This is a genomic window from Miltoncostaea oceani (genome assembly GCF_018141545.1).
Taxonomy (GTDB): domain Bacteria; phylum Actinomycetota; class Thermoleophilia; order Miltoncostaeales; family Miltoncostaeaceae; genus Miltoncostaea; species Miltoncostaea oceani.
In genome coordinates this window covers 722,084-741,108 of the sequence record NZ_CP064357.1, presented here as the reverse complement: position 1 = coordinate 741,108, position 19,025 = coordinate 722,084, and the positions used below count along the sequence as shown (strand labels likewise).

Annotated in this window: 14 protein-coding genes; 4 read left to right on the top strand and 10 right to left on the bottom strand. The window is 69.3% G+C overall.

The genetic code is table 11. From position 1 onward, the window contains the following. Window positions 1-59: 59 nt before the first annotated feature. Window positions 60-4,988: an LAGLIDADG family homing endonuclease gene (locus IU369_RS22540; protein ID WP_217924683.1), complete on the bottom strand. Its 4,929-nt coding sequence runs from the start codon at window positions 4,986-4,988 to the stop codon at window positions 60-62. 160 nt (window positions 4,989-5,148) lie between these two features. Here IU369_RS22540 and IU369_RS22535 point away from each other — a divergent pair, with 160 nt between their 5' ends. After that, complete coding sequence (locus tag IU369_RS22535) at window positions 5,149-6,009, top strand: hypothetical protein (RefSeq protein WP_217924682.1); 861 nt, start codon at window positions 5,149-5,151, stop codon at window positions 6,007-6,009. Continuing rightward, window positions 5,990-6,541, top strand: coding sequence for a hypothetical protein (locus tag IU369_RS22530; RefSeq protein WP_217924681.1), 552 nt, complete (start codon window positions 5,990-5,992; stop codon window positions 6,539-6,541). Before IU369_RS22535 ends, IU369_RS22530 begins: the two co-directional genes overlap by 20 nt. A gap of 11 nt (window positions 6,542-6,552) precedes the next feature. Here IU369_RS22530 and IU369_RS22525 read toward each other — a convergent pair whose 3' ends face one another. Continuing rightward, a complete protein-coding gene (locus IU369_RS22525) occupies window positions 6,553-7,185 on the bottom strand; it encodes a hypothetical protein (protein ID WP_217924680.1) in 633 nt (210 codons plus the stop codon). A gap of 163 nt (window positions 7,186-7,348) precedes the next feature. After that, window positions 7,349-8,083 carry a hypothetical protein gene (locus IU369_RS22520; protein ID WP_217924679.1) on the bottom strand — a complete coding sequence of 245 codons (735 nt, stop codon included), beginning with the start codon at window positions 8,081-8,083 and terminating at the stop codon, window positions 7,349-7,351. 236 nt (window positions 8,084-8,319) lie between these two features. On the opposite strand from IU369_RS22520, the gene IU369_RS22515 reads away from it, so the two are divergent. After that, complete coding sequence (locus IU369_RS22515; RefSeq protein WP_217924678.1) at window positions 8,320-8,529, top strand: hypothetical protein; 210 nt, start codon at window positions 8,320-8,322, stop codon at window positions 8,527-8,529. A 189-nt stretch (window positions 8,530-8,718) separates the two neighbouring features. Here IU369_RS22515 and IU369_RS22510 read toward each other — a convergent pair whose 3' ends face one another. Both IU369_RS22510 and IU369_RS22505 read right to left on the bottom strand, forming a co-directional pair. Continuing rightward, on the bottom strand, window positions 8,719-9,309 hold the full coding sequence (locus IU369_RS22510; RefSeq protein ID WP_217924677.1) for a hypothetical protein: 591 nt from the start codon (window positions 9,307-9,309) through the stop codon (window positions 8,719-8,721). Beyond that, the gene (locus IU369_RS22505) at window positions 9,309-10,082 is read right to left on the bottom strand and encodes a hypothetical protein (protein WP_217924676.1); all 774 of its coding nucleotides are present in this window, start codon (window positions 10,080-10,082) and stop codon (window positions 9,309-9,311) included. The genes IU369_RS22510 and IU369_RS22505 overlap by 1 nt, the downstream gene beginning before the upstream one ends. Before the next feature lie 326 nt (window positions 10,083-10,408). Between IU369_RS22505 and IU369_RS22500 the strand changes: the two genes are divergently transcribed. Then, window positions 10,409-11,374: a hypothetical protein gene (locus IU369_RS22500; RefSeq protein ID WP_217924675.1), complete on the top strand. Its 966-nt coding sequence runs from the start codon at window positions 10,409-10,411 to the stop codon at window positions 11,372-11,374. Window positions 11,375-11,406: 32 nt separating this feature from the next. Here IU369_RS22500 and IU369_RS22495 read toward each other — a convergent pair whose 3' ends face one another. The 5 genes from IU369_RS22495 to IU369_RS22475 form a co-directional block, all read right to left on the bottom strand. Next, the gene (locus tag IU369_RS22495) at window positions 11,407-13,392 is read right to left on the bottom strand and encodes a VirB4 family type IV secretion system protein (RefSeq protein WP_217924674.1); all 1,986 of its coding nucleotides are present in this window, start codon (window positions 13,390-13,392) and stop codon (window positions 11,407-11,409) included. Between the two features lie 66 nt (window positions 13,393-13,458). Then, on the bottom strand, window positions 13,459-14,472 hold the full coding sequence (locus IU369_RS22490) for a TraC-like domain-containing protein (RefSeq protein ID WP_217924673.1): 1,014 nt from the start codon (window positions 14,470-14,472) through the stop codon (window positions 13,459-13,461). Further along, window positions 14,465-14,833: a PrgI family protein gene (locus IU369_RS22485; RefSeq protein ID WP_217924672.1), complete on the bottom strand. Its 369-nt coding sequence runs from the start codon at window positions 14,831-14,833 to the stop codon at window positions 14,465-14,467. The genes IU369_RS22490 and IU369_RS22485 overlap by 8 nt, the downstream gene beginning before the upstream one ends. Before the next feature lie 68 nt (window positions 14,834-14,901). Then, complete coding sequence (locus IU369_RS22480; protein ID WP_217924671.1) at window positions 14,902-18,270, bottom strand: TrbL/VirB6 family protein; 3,369 nt, start codon at window positions 18,268-18,270, stop codon at window positions 14,902-14,904. 29 nt (window positions 18,271-18,299) lie between these two features. Then, window positions 18,300-18,878: a hypothetical protein gene (locus IU369_RS22475; protein WP_217924670.1), complete on the bottom strand. Its 579-nt coding sequence runs from the start codon at window positions 18,876-18,878 to the stop codon at window positions 18,300-18,302. Between the last annotated feature and the right edge of the window lie 147 nt (window positions 18,879-19,025).

Below are 19,025 nucleotides of genomic sequence, written 5' to 3'. Positions count from 1 at the left end.
GGCCGCGGTCGCCGTCGACGGGCGATCAGGCCCCGGGGCGAGGACTCAGCTGAGAGAGGTCAGCTGAGCTCCGACAACCAGTCACTGCCGCCGATCATGTCGTCGTCGTCCAGGTCGAGCGCCGTGATCTTCTGGGGCTCCGCCGCTCGTTGGGCACCGGGGAGATCGCCGGCGCGGTCGGCGAGCGCCTGGACGAGGGCGCTCCGGATGTCCTCGACGTCGCGGTTGCGCTTGGCCTCGATCACATCGCGGGGGTTGCAGATGAGCGCGCGCGACCGCTCGCGCACCTGCTCGAGGATCTTCTTCTCCTTCTCGCCGAACGGCTCGGTGCGGCCGGCCACCACGTCCATCGGGGGGAGGGTCTGGACCGCGAAGACGCCGGAGGTGTACTTGGAGCCGTCCTCGGAGGACAGGAGGATGTTCTGGTAGGCGGCGTAGTTGGGGAGGGCGACCACGTCGTTGGAGGTGATCAGCCCCGAGTCGCCGGCGAGCGAGCGGGCCATGCCGCCGACACCCTGCGGGTCGAGCGCGAGGCAGATCTTCGAGGCCGTGTTGGCGTAGAACTCCTCCTCGACCGAGCGGTCCAGCTGACGGGGGAACTGGCACGCGGCGATCAGTCCGAGGTCCCACTTACGGGCCTGGGCGAGGATCGTGACCGCCGAGGAGTTCGGGCCACAGACCGTCGGCGCCTCATCGATGAACAGGCGCAACCCCCGGCCGCGGTACTCACCGGTGTCCGGGTCCTTTGTGCGACCCCAGCTGTTCATGCCCTGCAGGAGGTAGGGGATCGAGAGCGAGCCGACGAAGCTCGCGAGCTCACCCTGGCCGCCGAAGTGCGACAGCTTGAGGATGATAATCTTCCCCTCGCCGACGAGGCGGTTGAAGTCGAGGCGGTTCTGACCCGAGGCGAACACGTTGGCGAACGAGCGTGAGTTCGAGAGGGGCTGGAAGGCGCGGATGATCGGCGCCGAGTACTCGATCCGCTGCTTGTCCGAGAGCTGCTCGAAGAGCCCCTGCTCTGGGTCGAAGGACTCCCGTGTCGAGGGGTTCGAGCAGAAGTTCATCAGGAGCTGGCGGAACTCGGAGTCAGCGAAGAACCGGGGGACATGGAGGAGCGTCAGCTTGGTGTCCGGGTCGCTCGTGTAGAGGTTCGCCTCGGTCATCACCGAGAGGGCCTGGGTCGCGAAGTTCACCGCTCGAGGCGCCGAGTCCCCGGAGAGGGACATCTGCCGGGCCAGCATCTCCTTCACCGACCCCACGGTCGGCTCCACCTGGTCCTTGTGCGTGATGTCGAGCGGGTTCAGGGCGACCGGCCACATCTCGTCGCTGAAGTCGACGATCACCAGGTCCTCGAGGCGTTCCGGGGCGTAGAGGATCGTGTTGCGGACGATGTCGTCACCGAGGGCGCCGTGGGGGTCCACCACGACCACGGGGTAGTTGGCCTTGATCGCCCCGTGGACGAGCCACTGCATCGCCACCGAGTTGTGGGTGGGGACATACGAGCGGCCGATCAGGAACAGGTGGCTCGGGGAGTCCACCGCGATGCAGCGGACAGGGACCGAGGGCACAGGGCGCACGTCCACGATCAGCCGGTTGGTGATCCGGCCGACGGTGCTCTGGCGCTCACGCTTACGCGGGATCCGGAAGACCGGGCGCGGGGACGAGAACGAGACCGTGTAGGTCTCGCCATAGTCCTGGCCGTTCAGCATGGCCCGCTTGGAGCGGATGCGACCGAGCAGGCCGAGGGAGGCGACGAGCTCGAGGACGTCCTCGGCCAGGCGCTTCTTGGTCGAGTAGTACTCAAGCACCCCGCGCTTGTCCGCCGAGCCGTCGGTGTCCATCAGGCCCTCGAGAAGTGCCCAACGCTGCTCGATGCTCGAGAACTTGTAGATGTCCGGGATGTGCTTGGAGCCGGTCGTGTCCAGCGAGAGTGCGCGGAGCGCCGGCCGGATGCCGAGGATGCCGAACTGGGGGCAGCCTCCTCCGGACGGCGCGCGATCCGACGTGAGGTGTCCCTCTGCCGCGATGTTCTCCCTGACCTCGGGGTCCATGCTCGTCATGGTCGAACAAAGCGACGTCCCGTCTCCGAGGAAGGCACCGAGGGTGTAGCTCCCGATCGGCAAGTCTGCCTCGGGGTAGTCCGCGGCGCCGGCGAGGTCGATCGAGTGGTTGGGGCGGCCGTCGTAGGTCGCGTTCAGGGTCTCGATGATCTCCTTGGTCGTCTTGACGCTGGCCCGCTCGCGCTTGTGGGACTGATCCCGGCCGGGGCCGAGGGCGCGCTCGCGGAGCGCGGCGATGAGCTCAGGGCGGCTGTAGACGTCCGCCTTGCGCGTGGAGATCTTCTCAACCCCGTCATAGACGCGGGTCAGGACGACGTCGGTCTTCCCGCACGGTGTCAGCGTGCCGGCGTACTTCATCTGGTGGATGGCGCTCTTCGTTACCCCGAGGGCGTCGACCTCGGCCTTGGTCATCGGGGGTCCCTCGGGGTCGAGGGCTTCGACCGCCGCGAGCCAGGCCGGCGCCGGGGCGGCGGACCTCGTGTCCCGGCCTTTCGCCTCTGAGGCCGACTTACGTGCCGCCCATGTCTCGGTCAGCCAGTTGTGGTCCTCGTCGGCGACGATAGTGGTGCCGTCGTTGAAGACGATCTCGTAGCACGGGCGGTCATACCTGATCGGCCAGGCGTGGGTGACACGGCACTGCTGGCCCTTCTCATCGAAGACGAAATCTCCGACCTCGATGTCTCCCATCTGCTTGTATCCATCTCGCGTCGGGCACATTGTATCAATTGCCACACTTTTGCCCGTCCCCGTTCTGCCCGCCATGAACAGGTGCTGGTCGAGCTCGGAATTGCGCATTCCGATGACCTTTTCGTCGTCCGTGCCGCGGTTGACGACGCCCAGCGGGATCTTCCCGCCGTCGGGATCGAGGGGGTTCTTGATGACCACCGGGTTGGTCGGCGGCAGGGGCTTGATCCGCGCGCGATCGATGATCACGCCCTGGGGACGTGTCAGTGCGTCGGGGACCCGCGCGAGCTCGGCGAGCTCGTCCGCGGCGAGCACCAGCAGGCGCTCCTGGTCGGGAGGCATGAAGCCGATCAGGGCGTCGAGGCCGTTGCGCTCCGCCCAGACCAGACGCTGGTGCGGCGTCGAGTAGACGTCGAAGCCGCTCTCGACGCTCAGCCGGATCCGCTCGAGCTCAGCCCTCTCACTCGAGGGGCCGACCACGCCGATGCTGAGCATCGTCTCGTAGTGGGAGACCGCCTGCGACTTGCGCTCGGCGTCGCGGATCGCCTGGCGCGTCTCATCGGTCATGTCCTTCGCTGACAGGACGACCACCGGGGCGCGCATCCAAGGGGCGCGCGGGGGCGGCATGCCCCGGGAGCCGTCCTGGTTGGCGTAGTACTTGAGCGTCTTCAGGACCCAGATCAGCGAGCCGAAGACCAGACGGCCGCCGCTCTTCTGGGGCTCGGGGTTCTGCCCGGTGCGAAGCGCCTGGACGTAGGCCCGCGAGATGCCCTTGAACTCCGGGTAGGCCCGGAAGTCCACGCGGATGAAGCCGACCATCCCCGGATCGAGAAGGCTGAAGGCGGTCAGCGCGTCGTTGAGCTCGTCCTCGTGGGGCGTGAGGTTCGGACTGATCAGGCTGAGAGCGGGGTGCCCGCCGAACACGCCCCGTGAGGCGGAGACCGCCAGCTTCGACTCCTGGGCACCGTCGCCCGGAGGGCCGCCGAGACCCCGGAGCCCCTCGACGCCCATGCTCTGCTCTTCAGGCCCGTCGGGCTGCGGGGCGGGACCACCGGGCGTGTCGTCCCAGAAGTCGGACGCGTCGACGTCGGCCGTCGGCTGGGCGCCGCGGCGTGACGCGCGGACCCGGCGCAGGGCGGCGGCCCGGGCGCCCTTGCCCGGGCGGCGGCTCTTCTTGGCGGCCGGCTCCTCGCCCTCGGAGGCGGCGGAGTCGTCCCTGGGGTAGCCGGGGCCGTCGACGGGCTCGGGCTCGGAGAGGTCCTGCCCGGCCCAGGGGCCAGCGTCCTCCCTCGGCGGGGAGATGTCCCGTCCGGCGGGCGGCGCGGGCGGCCGTGCGTCCACGGCCTCTCCACGACGCTTGCGGGGCGAGGGCTGCTCGGTGCTGATGATCGGAGGCGCCCCGGAGATGGGGTCCTCGTCCTCATCCGCGGCGAGGCGGGCGAGGTAGTCGCTGAGGGCGAACCCCGGGGGATCCGACTCGCGGCCGGCCTCCTCCGGGAAGTACTCCTCGTGATCGCGCGCGGGCGGCTGCGCGGCACTGCGCGCCGGAAGATCCGCCTCTGCTGCGTCTGCCCGCGCCGGGTAGGCGAGGTCGGGCGGCGCGTCGATCCATGACTCGTCGTCGAAGACGCCGGACACCGAGATCTCGTCCGGGACCTCTGCGGTCTGGGCCTCCTCCTCGTCGCCGAGCGCCCAGCCGAGATCGCCCTCGTCCTCGGGCGTGATCGCCTCACGGGCGCCGGTGACGCTGTCGAACTGGTCGCCGACCTCGCTCCAGGGATCACCCGCCGGCGGAACAGGACTGGGCGGAACGGGAGCGGGGGGAGGTGCGGGCGCCTGGGCGTCCGACCCCGGCGGTGCCGAGCGCGAACGACGCCGGCGCAGCTCGCTGCCGCCCGGCTCGCCGGAGCTGACGGGGGGTGCGGGCGCGGCAGGGGGCGTGGAGGGCCGCGGCGGCGAAGGGGCGGCCGGGGCCGGAGGCGGGACGGCGGTGGCCTGGGTCGCGGGCGGTGCCGAGCTCGGACGCGATCGGGTGGACTGCGCCGCCGCTGCCGGGGCACCCTCGAGGTCTGCCTCATCGAGCTCGTCGGTGAGGAGGTTCGGGTCGATCAGCCGCTGCGGGGCGTTCTCGGTCGTGTCGAGGAGCGGCGCGGCGTCCTGGGCCTCGACGTCGCGCACCGGACCGCGACGCCCGACCAGGCCGCTCACCGCGCCGGGGGGCGTCTTCGGCTCGTGCGCTGACATATGAGGGCGAGGATGCGGTAGCCATCCCGCTTCCTGCCGACTTTCGCCTTGTCAGAGCGCGCCCGGCACCGGCTTTCACACCGAGATCACCAAACCCGGTGTGTCAGTGCGGCGCGGTCCTACTCTCATCAGCGTCAACCGCGCCGAAGGACTGACGTTCATGGCGACACCGCAGGTCCCGCCGATCATCGAGCGGGTCGACATCGAGACACTGAGGGGTTCCTCCTTCGAGGACCTCCTCTTCGAGCCGCCCGCGGTCGGTCCGCCGCGCGTCGCTCCGGAGCCCCGTCAGTTCGACCGGGCGCCGGAGCCGGTGGGTGAGGAGGCGGAGATCACCGTCGATGACGCTCCCGAGCGGCTCGGCTTCTCCGTGCGCGCCGGCCTCGGCGAGCGCGTGGGCGGCCTGCTGCGCCGGCACCGCCCCGAGCCCGTCGCGACGACCGCCGACCCCGAGCCGTCGGATCCCTTCGCCGCGGTGCTGTCCCCCCTGTCGGCGAGGGACCTCGACTCCCTGCGTGCCGAGGTCGAGGCCGAGACCATCATCTTCGACAGCGTCCACAAGGCCCGAAAGGCCGAGGAGCGTTCGGTCCGCGGGGGCCTGATCCTCGCGATGGCCATCACCGCCGCCTTCTACGGGATCTGGCGCGACCTCTTCGCCTCGCTCGGCGATCTCGAGGTGCCGTTCTGGCTCGCCGCCGCCTTCGACAGCCGGCTGGGGGACTTCAGCGACTACGCGGAGGTCGGCTTCTACGCCATCACCTTCATGTGCCCGCTGATCTTCCTGATGCTCAGCGTCCACATGTCCGCCGAGTTCCTGCGGGCGGCCCTCCGCCTCAGCTTCCTCAGCCTGATCAACGCGCTGGCGCTCGCGACCTGCGCGGTGGTCATGCTCACCCTCGTCCATCAGCTCCAGCCGGTGGCGGCCCTTGTCATGGGCCTCGGGGGCTATGTGCTCGGTGTCTTCCTGACCGCGCTCAGCGGTTCCCGGATGAGGAGGGGCCGTGGCTCGACGCGCGCTTAGTCCGGACGGGCGCGTCGCCTATGTCGAGATGAGCCGCGCGGAGTTCGCGAAGCTCCTCGACTGCCGCCCCGAGGACCTGATCACCTGGGCCGAGCTGCTTCCTGCAGAGGACCCGGTCGAGGGCATCTACCGCTTCCGCAGCCAGGAGGCACTGCGCCTCGCGCGTCAGCGTGCCGCCGTGCTCCGCACGCGGATGTCACTCGGCGCCGTCAAGGCGATCGAGGCCGAGGGGAAGCTCGACGCCTACGCATCCCTGGCCAAGGACTGCCCGGCGGGGATCACCGCCCACGTCTACCGCTCGTTCCTGGTCCTCGTGCTCGTCCAGCAGAAGACCGGCCTGATGCTCGACGCCGAGGGGCTCGCCCTGCGCGCCAACCTCCTGGAGATGGACCCCGAGACCTCGGAGCCGCGCCAGTCAGCGGCGATGGCGCGCAAGCACCTGCGCCTGCTCCAGGCGGTCGGCCTGCTCCGCGCCGGCGAGGGCCGCTGGGAGTTCTCCCGGCTGCCCAGCTGCCTCACCCGCAGCGGATAGGGCAAGCGGGCCTACTGGAGATCTGCGAGCGGGACCCGGGTCAGATACCAGCCCGAGGGCCCCTTCTCCCGAAGCCAGCTGGCGGCCATCCTCGCCCCGGAAGAGATCTGCTCGGTGGCCTGATCAAGAGCGAGAGGGTCCTCGTCAAGGCCGAGCGGAGCCAGGAGCCACGGGGCCTGGATCTTTGCCTGTCCCAGCCTGTCCGCGCCGGTGCTCCGAGGCCAGAGTTCGAGGATCTCGTTGAAGACTCCGTCGCCTGATGGCCTCATCAGAACCTGGGTGCAGGTGAACGTCAGGGCGTCGCGCTCGGGAGATGACGCGCCATCCAGGAGAGCCAGGCCAAGACGTATCGCGACAACGTGCATCGCCCTGGCGTAGATGTCGGGGACGAGATCGCCGCCATCCTTCCCGGATCTCTGGAGCTGCGGCCGGCTCGCGATGAGATGGGCTGTCGTCGCCGCTCCCCCGAGCGTGACGGCCGCGAAGAATGGCTGACACGCCCGCGCGTAGGACGTGAGGGAGTCGGTCAGGTTCGAGGTCGGAAGCCATCCCTGGATAGCCACCAGGTGGTCCAATCCGACATCCGCGAGCCGCGCGGTGCGCGCTTCATGGTCGCGGACCTCCCTGCTCCGGAACAGACCCACCGTCGAGGTCCTCTCTCACGCGTTCCAGGATGTGGCCTCTCGGCCGCCGGCAAGTCTAGAGCGTTGGCCCCGTCGGGGCGCCTGTGAGGTCGGCCCCAGGCCCCGGGTCCCGCGTGGGAGTCCGGCACCGGCTGTCCCAGGCGGTCAGTGAGGCCACACCGACTCAGAAGATCGACAGGGTCTCGCCGACCCGCTCGACGCGGTAGAGGGTGCTGCCGCGGACCTCCGGGTGCCAGCGCCCGTACCCACCCGGCCACCCTCCCATGCGCGCGACTCGACGCAGCGCATAGGGGAATCCGTCCTCGGTGCTGAGGACGTGGGATCCCTCGAACCTGGGCGGCTCCGCACTGGGGAAGTGGTCGGTGATCCACCAGTCGGGGGTCTGTGGACCGAGGAACCCTGAGCCGTGGAGCGCGTTGACGCATCTGCCCTGGTTGCCGCCGAAGGCGCCGCATCCATCGCAGACACCGATGAAGATGTCCGGCCTCCAACCCTCCTTCTCGCACCAGGATGCGACGACGCTGTTGTCCGCTTCGATGCGGATCACCGCGCAGACCGTCGACCATCGCTCCGAATGGCTCGTCACGCGAACACTCAGCATCCAGGCGGGGCGACCCGCGATGGAAACGGGGATGGACTGCGCCGTCTCTATGGAGGTACGCGCATCCTTGAAGGCCAGCTGGGCCCGCGGCTCGAGCACCGGCTGGTTGTCCACGTAGGCGAAGACGCCGACCGCCTGAGGTCCATCACCGATCGCAGCCAGGCAACGGGCCTTGGACAGCTGGATGAGAGGCATGGTGTCGGCGCCGGCGGAGGGGTAGAGCGCGACGCCTGCTGCCGGGTGGCCGACCTGGTCCGCGGCAGCAGAGAGCGCGGCCCCCAGCGATGGGAGGATCACCCCGCACCTCCAGGAGCAGGTGGGACTGATGACATCAGCGGAGCCCTTGCGCGGTCACGAGGAGGCTTGCACGCGAAGGTCGCCCGTGTTCGGCTGGGGCGGTTGCTAACTTCGCGCGGATGAACCGAGTCGATCCACGCAAGGACCCGGAGGCGGCCGTCGAGCTCGACGCGCCGTGCGTGAGCGGATGTTCGCTCCGCCGGCTGCGTGGCCGGCGGCACCGGAGGAGCTGAACGATGAGAGACCCTGAGCGGATGGAGCGCATCCTCGGCAAGCTCGCCGTCGCCTGGGACGCCGTCCCCGACATGAGGCTCGGCCAGCTGCTGGTCAACCTGGGGGCGACCCCGGCGCCTACGCCCCTCTTCGAGGTGGAGGATGACGACCTGGAGGCGCTCATCGATCGGCATCTCGCGACGGGACTCTGGTCCGGCCAGCACCCGTCCTGAGGGCCGCGCCGGAGAGGACGGCACCTGGTCGATGCGGAGAGCTCGGAGGAGTCCGCGGGTCTGGTGGTCGATGGTGAGCCCCCGCGACGGACGCTGAGTGGCCTGATGCCTGGCCGCATCAGTATCCCCGATCGACGGCAGAGCACTACCGGCACGCGTCGGGCCCGGCGAGGTCCGGTAACGGGGCCCCTAGCGGGGTGAGCGGCGCCGGCTGTCCCTGTCGCTGATCAGCGAGGCCAGGGGGCCGTGGAGGGCGACCGCCGGCTGACCGGGGCGCGCCTCGATCTCGGGGTCGGTCTTGCAGCGGTGGCCGGAGCGCGCGGGCATCGTCCTGCCGCAGCGCGGGCAGCGACGCTGCTCGGGCCGCACCAGCTCGATCGCGAAGGTCTGGAGTCCACCACCGGCTCCGGGGCGGAAGAGGATCTCGAGCACGCGGGGCGTGTAGAGCGCGCGGTGCTCGCCGAACTCGAGCACGAGCTCGCGGTCCGAGGCGGCCAGGTCCCCGACCCGGCGCGCACCCCAGTAGACGCTGAGGGCCTCGCGGGGCCCGTCGGTGAGGGTGAGGGAGACCTTGTCGCCCCGGCGGATGCCCTGGGCGACCTCGAGAGCCGTCTGCTCGTCCACCCGCACCAGCAGCAGGCTGAAGCGAAGGGGGAGCTCGGGCAGGCAGTCGGCGAAGGCGTCGATCAGGGCCTGGGTGGCAAGGCGCGGCCGGCCTTCGCGCAGGAGGTCCTCGACCTCCTCGCCGCTGTCTGAGGGGAACTGACCGAGATCGGCCATCAGGCGACCTTGGCCTCGGCGCGGTAGGCCACGAGCAGGCGCTCGGTCAGCCGAACCAGCGGATCGTCGTGTGTCATCTCCGTGGAGGCGAGGGCGGCCACGAGCGCCGGGCGCCGTGGAGCCTCGAGCCGGGCGAGAAGGGCCTCGTCCTGCTTGACGGCCTCGAGCAGCCTGTCACTGAAGCGCGACTTGCGAACCGCGAGGAAGAACTGACGCGGACTCGTCATGAGAGTCCCGAGCCATTCGCGTCGCTCGAAGCCGGCGTGGTCGATCTGGAGCATCGAGATCATCTCAGCACAGAACCGGGCCTCGCGCGGGTAGTTGTGCGTGAAGATCGGCACCTCGATCCGCTGGGCGACCTCCTCGGCGAGCAGATCGGCCGAGCCGCGCTGATACAGGGGTGGCGGAGCCGGCGTCCCCGACTTCAGGATCGCGTAGGTCACCTCCGCGGTGATCTGGCAGGACTTCTCGTTCAGGCCCGCCAGCGTCGCCGGCCCGACCAGCAGATGACCGCGCTTCTTCGGGTCCGCGAGGATGTGGAAGTGCTGACGCACCCCGCGGCGCAGAGAGGCGGGGACGAGGCGGTCCACCGCCGTCAGCCACTGGTCGGCGGACAGGACGCTGATGCGGACACCACGGGCGCTGCCGACGACCTCCTCGATCACGCGCTGGAGGTTGCGAAGGACCGTCTCATCGGAGAGATCGACATCCTCACCGAGGAAGAGGTCGCCACCTCCGACACTCTCATCGGCTTCGAGAACCAGGTCCGTCATGTGATGATCTTACCGACGCTTGCAGGTGCCCCGGCCCGTTTCGCATCCGCGCAAGGGCGACTCCCCGACCGCCGGGACTTACCTGGCCGGACGGCCGACCGTGATCCTTGGTCCCCTAGGGTCATCCACTGCCACACAGCACTCTCCGATGTTGCCGAAGGCAGGTCATCACACAGCGACGGGCCGCCGGCGGCCGACGAGGCGACTGTACGGACGTCCAGTTCTGTCCATGCCGGTCGGTCCGTAGATTCCACGACCGCGGATCCAAAGGGCTCCGCTAGGTCGAGTTCACCGGGGACGACGTGCTCAGAGGAACGGAACCAGCCATGAGCGGCGCCCGCTTCACCTGCCAGACCTGCGAGAGCCTTCGTGGATCGGTCGCCTGCCAGGAGTGTGGGCAGCGCCGGTGCGAGGATCATCTCCTACTGAGCGTGGAGGTCGGGGAGGTGGGACACACCTACACCCAGACCCACATGGTGCCGGGACCCGTGATCGGCTTCGCCCCGACGGGGCAACCGATACATAGTCCTCCCTTCGTCCCGGTCCATGTCCCCGTGACGGTCCAGGTCCCGGTCCTGATGGCGACGACTCACAACGGCCTGAGCAGCAACTACCCGTACCCCTCCGGCCCCAGCCCGCGGGTGATCGAGGCCGAGGTCGAGTCTTGGACGAAGCCCGTGAGGACCTGCGTGTGGTGCCGGGAGCGGGCGGCCGCATCGGCCGGGGAGGCCGCGAAGGAGATCGATGCCCGCGAGGCCCGCGAGGAAGCCGAGCGCGCTGCGCTGAAGGTCCGCCGGAGGCGACAAGCAGAAGCCGACCTCGAGCGAACCAGCCGTGAGCAGCACCTCATCCGGCTGAGGAAGGCGCGGGAGACCCACGGTCCGGAAGAGCCGATCGAGCGCGCGATCGCCGCCGACAAGGCGAAGCTCGCGAAGAAGATCGAGGAATCCGTCGGCGGCTTCTCCGATGACGCCCTGTTTCGGCTCTCGCTTCTGCTGATCGGCGCCGCGGCGTTCGGTGGCTGGACGCTTGGAATGCGAGTCTCAGGAGTGGACACGTCCGCGGGGGAGGACAGCTTCCTACCGCTGATCTTCGCCGGCTGCGGGGCCGTCCTCGCGGTGGCCCTCGTCCTGGCCCTTTCCGCGATGGGGAAGGCCAGCAAGCAGAAGCGCGCGCGCGACATCGCGTCTCTCCGCGAGAGCATCAGCGTCGCCGAGTCGAAGATCGGCTGCGGGGACGCGGACTGCCGGCGCTGCAAGACAGCCGAGGCACTCGCGATCAGGCAGCAGTAGGGGGCCGCCGCGGAGCCGGCGCCCCCGGGAGCTCAGCGGCGGGGGCCGCTGCCGATCTGACGCTGCTGGTCGGCAGCCTCGATCTCGCGGTGGATCTTCGCGACCTCGGAGGCGTTGGTGGTGATCATCCGGTGCTCGAGGGGGCTGGTCATGTTCGTCATCGTGACCCAGCACCGCTCATCGCCGACCTTCAGGAGTCCCTCACCGGGGCCGAAGGTCGCCAGGTGCTGAGCCTCGGCGGGTGAGAGCCGGAAGGCCTTGGAGAGCACCTCCTGGGAGTTCGCGTGCTGGCGGAGCATCAGGGTGGTCGCGCAGTTGGCGAGGATCGCGCGGCCGGCGCGGTTCTCCTGGCCGTTCGCGTCGAGAAGGAAGCCCTCGATGTTCTGGGTGATCACCGTGAGGCCGACGTTGAACTTACGGGCCGTCCGGGCCACCCAGTCGAGGAACGAGCTCGTCTCGGGGAAGTCCATCAGGCGCTGGGCCTCGTCCACGTAGAGCAGGCGCCTCTTGCCCGAGTGCATCTGACGGAGGGTGAACAGGGCCGTCCGCAGGAACTCGAGGATCAGGTACATGCCCATCGGCAGGAGGGAGTCCTCGAGCTTCTGGATGTTGAAGACGATGAAGTGCGAGCTCAGGTCGACCGTCGTCGGGTGGTCGAACATGCCCGAGTAGGCGCCGCTGTTGACGTAGGGCCCCATGCCGACGATCAACGGGGTGATCTGGGCGTGGAAGGCGGCGTCCTTGGTCGAGGAGATCCGGTCCAGCCGCACCAGGGAGTCATAGAGATCCCCGAGCAGCGGCATGTTCTCGGGCGTCGCGGACTGCTGGGACTGGATCGAGCGGATCTCATAGCCGTGGCGCTTGTAGAGCGCCTGGAGGGCGCGCTCGAGGATCGCCCGCTGGTAGTCGGTGAGCGGCGGCCGCTCGCGGGAGCCGGCGCGCAGCAGGACCTCGACCATGCCGATCATGAACGTCAGCTTCTGCTGGAGGGCGTTGGTCTCCGAGCCGACCTGGTGGCTGAAGTCGAGCGGGTTGATCTTGTCGCGGCTGTCGGCGGAGATGTCCACGAACTGCCCGCCCAGGCCCTCGCAGAGCCGGTCGTACTCGTTCTGGGGGTCGATGGCGATCACCGGCACGCCGTGGAGCACGTTCCAGCGCAGCATCTCGGACTTGGCGGCGTAGCTCTTGCCCGAGCCCGGCACCCCGAGGATCGCCATCGTCGGGTTGGCGATCAGCGGCTGCAGGAAGCGGTCCACGATCACGTTCGAGCGGGTGATCATGTTGACGCCGAGCAGGACGCCGGTCGGGTGGGCGATGTCAGACGAGGTCAGGGGGAACATCGTCTGGACGCCCTGGGTCTGCATGTTGGTCACCGCGAACATGTCGCTGAGGCGGTTGTCGAGCAGGGGCAGCGTCGAGATGAATCCCGACTTGTGGCGCAGGTCCGCGCGCGAGATGTGGCACATCGACAGGCGCCGCTCGAGCATCTCCGAGATCGCGTCAAGCTGCGCCTCGCTGCGGGCGCGCAGGGTGATGATGATCGAGATCTGAAACGCCCGGGTCTGGTCGTTCTCGAGCGCGGCGATGAACTTCTGGTTGTCGGCGTAGCGACGCTCGAGGGCATAGTCGCGGTCCTTGTCCTGCTCGTCGAAGACGGTCAGCTGGGCCTCGTCGCGGTTCACGAGCTGACGCAGGTTGCGCAGCACCCGGTCGGTCTCGAGCGGGTTGATGAACATGCTCACGTCCATCACCTCCTGCCAGAGGAAGAGCGGGCCGAGCCAGTTGTCCTGGACCGTCGGCGGGTAGGTCTGGATCCAGAGCGTGCGGCAGAACTCGCCGCCCACCCTCAGGTGGTACTGGTTGACCACGAAGGACTGGGGGGCGACCATCCGCCGGACCTCCATGGCGCCCCGCTCGAGAAGCGGATCCTCATGGACCTCCTCGTCCTCGAGGACCGGGCCCTCATCGGGCTCAGCGGCGATCGCGTCCTTGAGGTTCTTGAGTGGATGGAATCCCATGAGACCGCGATAGTGCGCCGCCCGGGATCGGCAGGAGGGCAATCTCGCTACCGCCCAGGGGGCGGCTCAGCCGATGCGCGGAGGCTCGTTGGACGCCGGCGCCGGAGCGGCCGGACGTGAACGACGGCGCTCATCCGGGGCAGCGTGACCTGGCGCGGCAGGCGGGGATCCCGCGGTCGGCCGGGCGCGCCGGCGACCTTCCTCGGGACGGTCATCAGCAGGAGCGGCCCGCGGCGGGGCAGGACGCGGAGGGGCGGGGCGGGGGGTCGTCTCGACCGGCCGGGCGCGCAGCACCTGGGGGGCTTCGTTCGGCGTCGAGGCCGGCGCGGCGCGGCGGCCGGCGTCCTCGGCGACGACACGGCGCGGCCCGGAGAAGAGGCGGTCCGAGCGTGGCACGGATCGCTGTCGCTGGCGCCGGGCGGCGTCGGGGTTGTACATCTCATAGAGGAGCTCGCGCACTTCGAAGAAGTTGAGGCGCCGGCTCGGGATCTCGATCCGGCCCAGATAGCCCTCCAGCTGGTGGGCTCGCAGGTCCAGCTGCTGGCGGACGATGTCGAGCTTCAGGGCGTCGATCTTCGGCTCGAAGCGCGAGTCGTCGGGCGTGATCAGGGCCTTGATGATCGACCACCCCGGAAGGGAGTCCGAGCCCTTCTTGATGCTGGTCGTCTCCACGCCGTAGGGGACCACGAAGTAGAACTCGCGCTGGAGCAGATTGTGGTCGCGCACCTGGGCTTCGAAGTGCGTGCAGTGGTCCTCGATCAGGGCCCGTGTCAGCGCCGGCAGGGTGGTGTCCCGCCGTCGCGACTCGAACTGGCGCATGTAGCTGTTGGCGTCCAGGTTCTTGGTGTGGACCAGGATCTGGAGCGGGAAGTCGGCGCTCAGGGAGTTCAGCAGCGCCCCGAAGGCGTCCGAGATCGCGCCCTGCTCGCTCGGCGACTTCATGTCGAAGTTCACGGCGCCGGCGCGCATGATCATCCGGAAGCTGCCGTCGCGCATGATCAGGATCGCGCCATCGCTCTGACCGGCCTCGGGGAGGATCCGCCAGACCGGGACGAGGTCGAGGACCGATGACTCAGCCACGGATCTTCTCCTCGGTCCACTCCGCCTCGTCGCTCTCGGGCTCCTCGGCGTTCGGGTCGCGCATCGTGTAGACGGTCGGCTCGATCAGGAATCGCAGCTTGTCGCCGAGCCAGTCGTCGATCGGGCGCCCCTTGCGCTTGATGAAGGCGAACGCGACCCCTGTCAGCAGGATCGGAAGCGCGAGCACCCAGGCGATCGGCCCGGGGAGGAAGTTGTTCAGGATCTCAGCGCCGAGATAGAAGAGCATTCCGCCGCCGAGCAGGGCCATCAGCTGACGCAGGGTCAGCGAGATCATGCTCGTGGTGAGGAAGTAGCCCTCGTCGTTCAGGCCCGAGGGAAGTCTGGTCGGTTGGCGTGCCATAGCTCGAGCTCATGATGGGTGAGCCCGGCGCGCGGGGGCCAGAATCTCCCTCCGCCGCGGAGGAGATCTCAGGAGCGCATGCGGTCGATCATCGCCTCGAGCGACTGCTGCTGGGCGGCGAAGCTCTGGTCCATCACCCGCAGAGACTCATCGACATCGTCGGCGACTCCTCCGAGGCCGAGCGCGCGGACGTGCTCGTCGGTGGCGAGGTGGCCGCCGGAGATCTCCTGGCGCAGCTGGCGGAGCTCAGCGGAGCGGCTCAGCATCGTGGTCATCATCGCCTCGCGCTCCGCCCGGCTGGCCAGCGAGAACCGCTCGCTCATGTCGGCGAGGCTCGAGCGCATCTCGTCGTGTCGCTCACCGAGGTTGCGCGCCAGGTCGGAGATCCCGCCCATCTCCTTGTCGCCGCCGGCGAGCAGCATCGCGATCCGCTCACCATGGACGGTGGCTGAACCGGCCATCCCGCCCTCGATCGCGGACGACAGGGACTCTTGGAGGTCGCCCATGTTGCGGCTCATGCCGGCCGCGATGTCCGCGTGGGAGTCGGCGATCTGCCCGCCGATGGCCTGAGCGGTCTCGGCCTGGCCGAAGACCACCGCGGCACTCGCGGCATCGGTCGTCTCACCGATCATCGCCGAGCTCCGCTCGGTGGCGTCGACGATCCTGGCGGTGCTCTCCTGGTGGGTCTCGGTGATCCCCTCCCCGAGACGCTCGACGGCGGAGTCGACGCGCTCGCCGATGCGCTCGCCGAGGTCGGCGTCCACACCGGTGGACGCGCCGGCGCCGGGCTCCTCGGGGGTGAAGAAGGCGTCGATGCCCTCGTCTCCGCTCGGGGTGGCCGCCGGGGAGGACGAGGTCATGTCCACCGACGGGGCGCCGCCGGCGTCGGAGAAACCTGCGCTGGCGTCGTCGAAGAAGGCGCCGTCCTGGCCGCCGAGACTGGGTGAGCTCATCCGCATCAGCGGGCCCTCCAGATCCTCCGCGCCTGGGACCGCCTCATAAGGGGAGGGACCGCCGCCGCCGATCGTAGGGGCCATGCCGCCGACCCCGTGTCCGACGCCGGCGTACGCCTCCTCTGCCTCCGGGTCATGCCCCTCCACCGCGCCCATGCTCGCCGGACGGGCGATCATCACCGGGCTCGGTCCATCGAATCCGTCGTCGTCCTGGGGCACGTAGGAGTTGGCGCTCCCCTCAGAAGAAGTGGAGCGCATGACCCGTGCGCCCGCGGCCGCCGGCGCACCGACGCCCGCGGCCTCGCCGGGCTCGCCGTCGAAGTTCATGTTCTGCTCGAGGTAGTACTCGTCGCCGTCCTGGACCGGCAGCCACTCGCGCGCAGGGGGCATCGAGCCGGTCGAGACAGCCGAGGACAGGTCATCGCGACGCTCGCGCATCGCCGACTCGTACTGCTCGCGGGAGACGGGGCGACGCACCGGGGTGGCGCCCTGGGCCTGCGCGCCGGCGGCGCCAAGGAGCGAGGTCCCGTCCATCGGCGAGCGGCCGGTGGTGTCGGTCCTGACGATGGGGGCGCCCTCGGCGCCCGTGGGGACGGCCGCACCCGCGACAGCCGCGCCCTGGACGGCGCCTGCCGCGGCGTCTGCGCCCGGCTGGGCGGCTCCGCCGATTCCCAGGGCCGCAGCCGTGCTCGGAACGCCCGGGGCGCCGCGGCGGCCGAAGCCCGGACGCATGGGGTTCGAGGGCGCGGACGGGCCCGGGGCGATCGAGGAGTCCTCCTCGCCCTGCTTGCCGCGGCCCGGGATCAGGCCCCCCGCAGAGCCACCCGCGGCCCGTGCGCGGACAGAGGCCTGCGACCCCATCCGACGCAGATCGCGGAACCCCGCACCCGCCTGGCCCTGACCCATCAGGCCGCGGATGAACTTGACCAGCTTCAACATCCCCCAGAACGTCACCATCAGGACCAGGAGGCCGATGAGGCGCTCCCCGGTCGAGACGTCTCCGAGAGTGCCGGCGGCGGTGATGTCACCGGTCAGCGGGTTGAGCGCCAGGCCGATGCGAAGGATCAGGGCCATGCCGACCGGCAGGAAGATCGCGACTGCCAGAGCGGCGACGTAGGCGGCGAACCACTGACGCTGGCGGCGGCCGAAGATGATCAGGAAGCTGGCGACCGGCAGCAGCACCACGAGGGCGATCAGGGCGATCATCCGGACCAGGATCACGATCGTGAAGAGGAGGAAGGCGATCGCGGCGCCGTTCAGGGCGAGCGCGCGGTAGAAGACCTCGGCCCATCCCCCGCCACTCGGCACGCTGGTGATGATCGCGTTCATCTGCTGGAGGGCCGTGGTGCACTGTCCCCCCGATGCTCCGACCGCCGTGGCCGAGCAGCTCGCGTCCATCCGGAAGAACTCACCGACCGTCAGGTTGCTGAGGGTGATGCCGTAGCCGATCAGGATCGGCCCGACGAGGACGATGATGATCGACAGCAACGCCAGGGGCGCCACTTCGAGGGCGTTGATCTTGTTGCGCACCGGCCCCCGGGCCATGAACAGGAACGCCGCCCCGACCAGCACCAGGATGTAGAGCCCCGAGACGAGCGTGCGCAGCCAGACGGCGGCCTGGAGCCAGCCGCTGCGCTTCACCTGCTCGTTGGCGTCCTTGGCGAGGCTGACGTCATAGCCCCGAGCCGCCGCGGCCGCATCGGCGGTGTCGCTGCTGAATCCCGGCGTGTTGAAGATCGACTCGCCGCGCTCGACGTGCGGCGTGAAGAAGGTGAAGCGGTAGGTGAACGGGCCGACCGTGTCGTAGATGGCGCTGGCCGGCTGGGAGATCAGGTAGACGCTCAGGTCCACGAAGAACCGGCCCGGATCGTCGAAGAGGTCGAAGAGCCCCGGCGCCTCGAGGTCGATGCCGATGTTCCACGGGCAGTCGCTCGGGATGAAGGCGAGGAGGCTCTTCTCCTCCTTGACGTCGGGGTCGGGGTTGAGCATCGCGAGGACGCGCGGGCTCGCCGACTCGCGCACCGGCTTGATGTCCTTGAGGATCTTCTCGACAAGGACGCCATCGACTCCGCCGCTGGCGACGGGGGTTCCGTCGGCGACGAAGGCCGCGATCTTGCGCTTCAGGTCGTCCTCGATGTCCTTGTCGCGCCAGATCTTCTGCTCGAACTCGATCAGGCGTCGAAGGGTGCTGACATCCTCCTCGCTCAGCGTGTCGCCTGAGACCGCGAGGCTCTGGGCGCGTCTGGAGGCGTCGGAGTTCTCGGTCGACGGAGGCAGGACGCAGCTGAAGGTGAAGGCTTCGTTGTTGCCCACGCTCGGCGCGAGGATCGGAAGCTGGAAGGGCAGATCCGGGCTGAAGATCGGCGTTCCGGTGCCGAGGCCCGGCGTGTCACCGGCGTTCGCGGTGGCGAGCGCAGGGAAGACGGCCAGCATCATCAACGCCGTCACGACGAGCAGACGACGGATGTGAGCGAGGCCAGGCATCGGTCGAACCTTAGAAGTGAGACCCCGCGTCAGTCGGATTTTGGCCTCGCCGCGTCAGCGCGCAGGCCGTCGGCGAGGGGTGAGAGCAACACGAGGATGGCCAGGATCATCAGCGCCGGCCCGCCGAGCCCGGAGATCGCCTCGCTGCCGAGGGAGATGACCGAGACGACCGCGAGGTAGATGGCGATTGCGAGAGCGGCGACGACGCCGCCCAGCTGCGCCAGCGTCGAGACCTGGCCCAGGGAGCGGTTCGGCACCGGATACCAGGTCTCGGTCGCCTGGTTGGCGATACCGATGATCCGCCCCCGTCGCGAGATGATGCTGATCCGCTGGCCGCTGAGGGCCTTCAGGCCGGCAGGGGCCTCGAAGCGGTGATGAGCGACGTGACCGCCGGAGTCCTTGGTGGTGACCCGGTAGCCGCGCCGGCCGCCCATCGCGGGGCGCTGGCGCGTGGTGTCAGCGACGATCTGGGTCAGGGCCCGGTAGTTCGTCCGGCACTTGTTGCATCGGACACTCGTGGCACTCGAGAAGAAGCTGATCCTGATGCGCTCATCCTTGGGGCACACCGGGCAGATCATCAGGCAGTCAGGTACGCGGGTTCGGGCCATGGACGAGGACAATAGGCCGCAGGCGGAGGCACCCGGTGGCTTCTCTGACAGGCTCGGCCGACACCCTTCTCAGAGACCGCGAGAACCACTCCTTGGCGGCTCCCGGACACGTAAGTTCGGTGTCAACGAGAGGCCGGCCAGTCCAGT

Coding starts and splice junctions, on each gene's coding strand:
- IU369_RS22540 (WP_217924683.1), bottom strand. CDS start 4,988: ATGTCAGCGCACGAGCCGAAGACGCCCCCCGGCGCGGTGAGCGGCCTG.
- IU369_RS22535 (WP_217924682.1), top strand. CDS start 5,149: ATGGCGACACCGCAGGTCCCGCCGATCATCGAGCGGGTCGACATCGAG.
- IU369_RS22515 (WP_217924678.1), top strand. CDS start 8,320: ATGAGAGACCCTGAGCGGATGGAGCGCATCCTCGGCAAGCTCGCCGTC.
- IU369_RS22510 (WP_217924677.1), bottom strand. CDS start 9,309: ATGGCCGATCTCGGTCAGTTCCCCTCAGACAGCGGCGAGGAGGTCGAG.
- IU369_RS22505 (WP_217924676.1), bottom strand. CDS start 10,082: ATGACGGACCTGGTTCTCGAAGCCGATGAGAGTGTCGGAGGTGGCGAC.
- IU369_RS22500 (WP_217924675.1), top strand. CDS start 10,409: ATGAGCGGCGCCCGCTTCACCTGCCAGACCTGCGAGAGCCTTCGTGGA.
- IU369_RS22495 (WP_217924674.1), bottom strand. CDS start 13,392: ATGGGATTCCATCCACTCAAGAACCTCAAGGACGCGATCGCCGCTGAG.
- IU369_RS22485 (WP_217924672.1), bottom strand. CDS start 14,833: ATGGCACGCCAACCGACCAGACTTCCCTCGGGCCTGAACGACGAGGGC.
- IU369_RS22480 (WP_217924671.1), bottom strand. CDS start 18,270: ATGCCTGGCCTCGCTCACATCCGTCGTCTGCTCGTCGTGACGGCGTTG.
- IU369_RS22475 (WP_217924670.1), bottom strand. CDS start 18,878: ATGGCCCGAACCCGCGTACCTGACTGCCTGATGATCTGCCCGGTGTGC.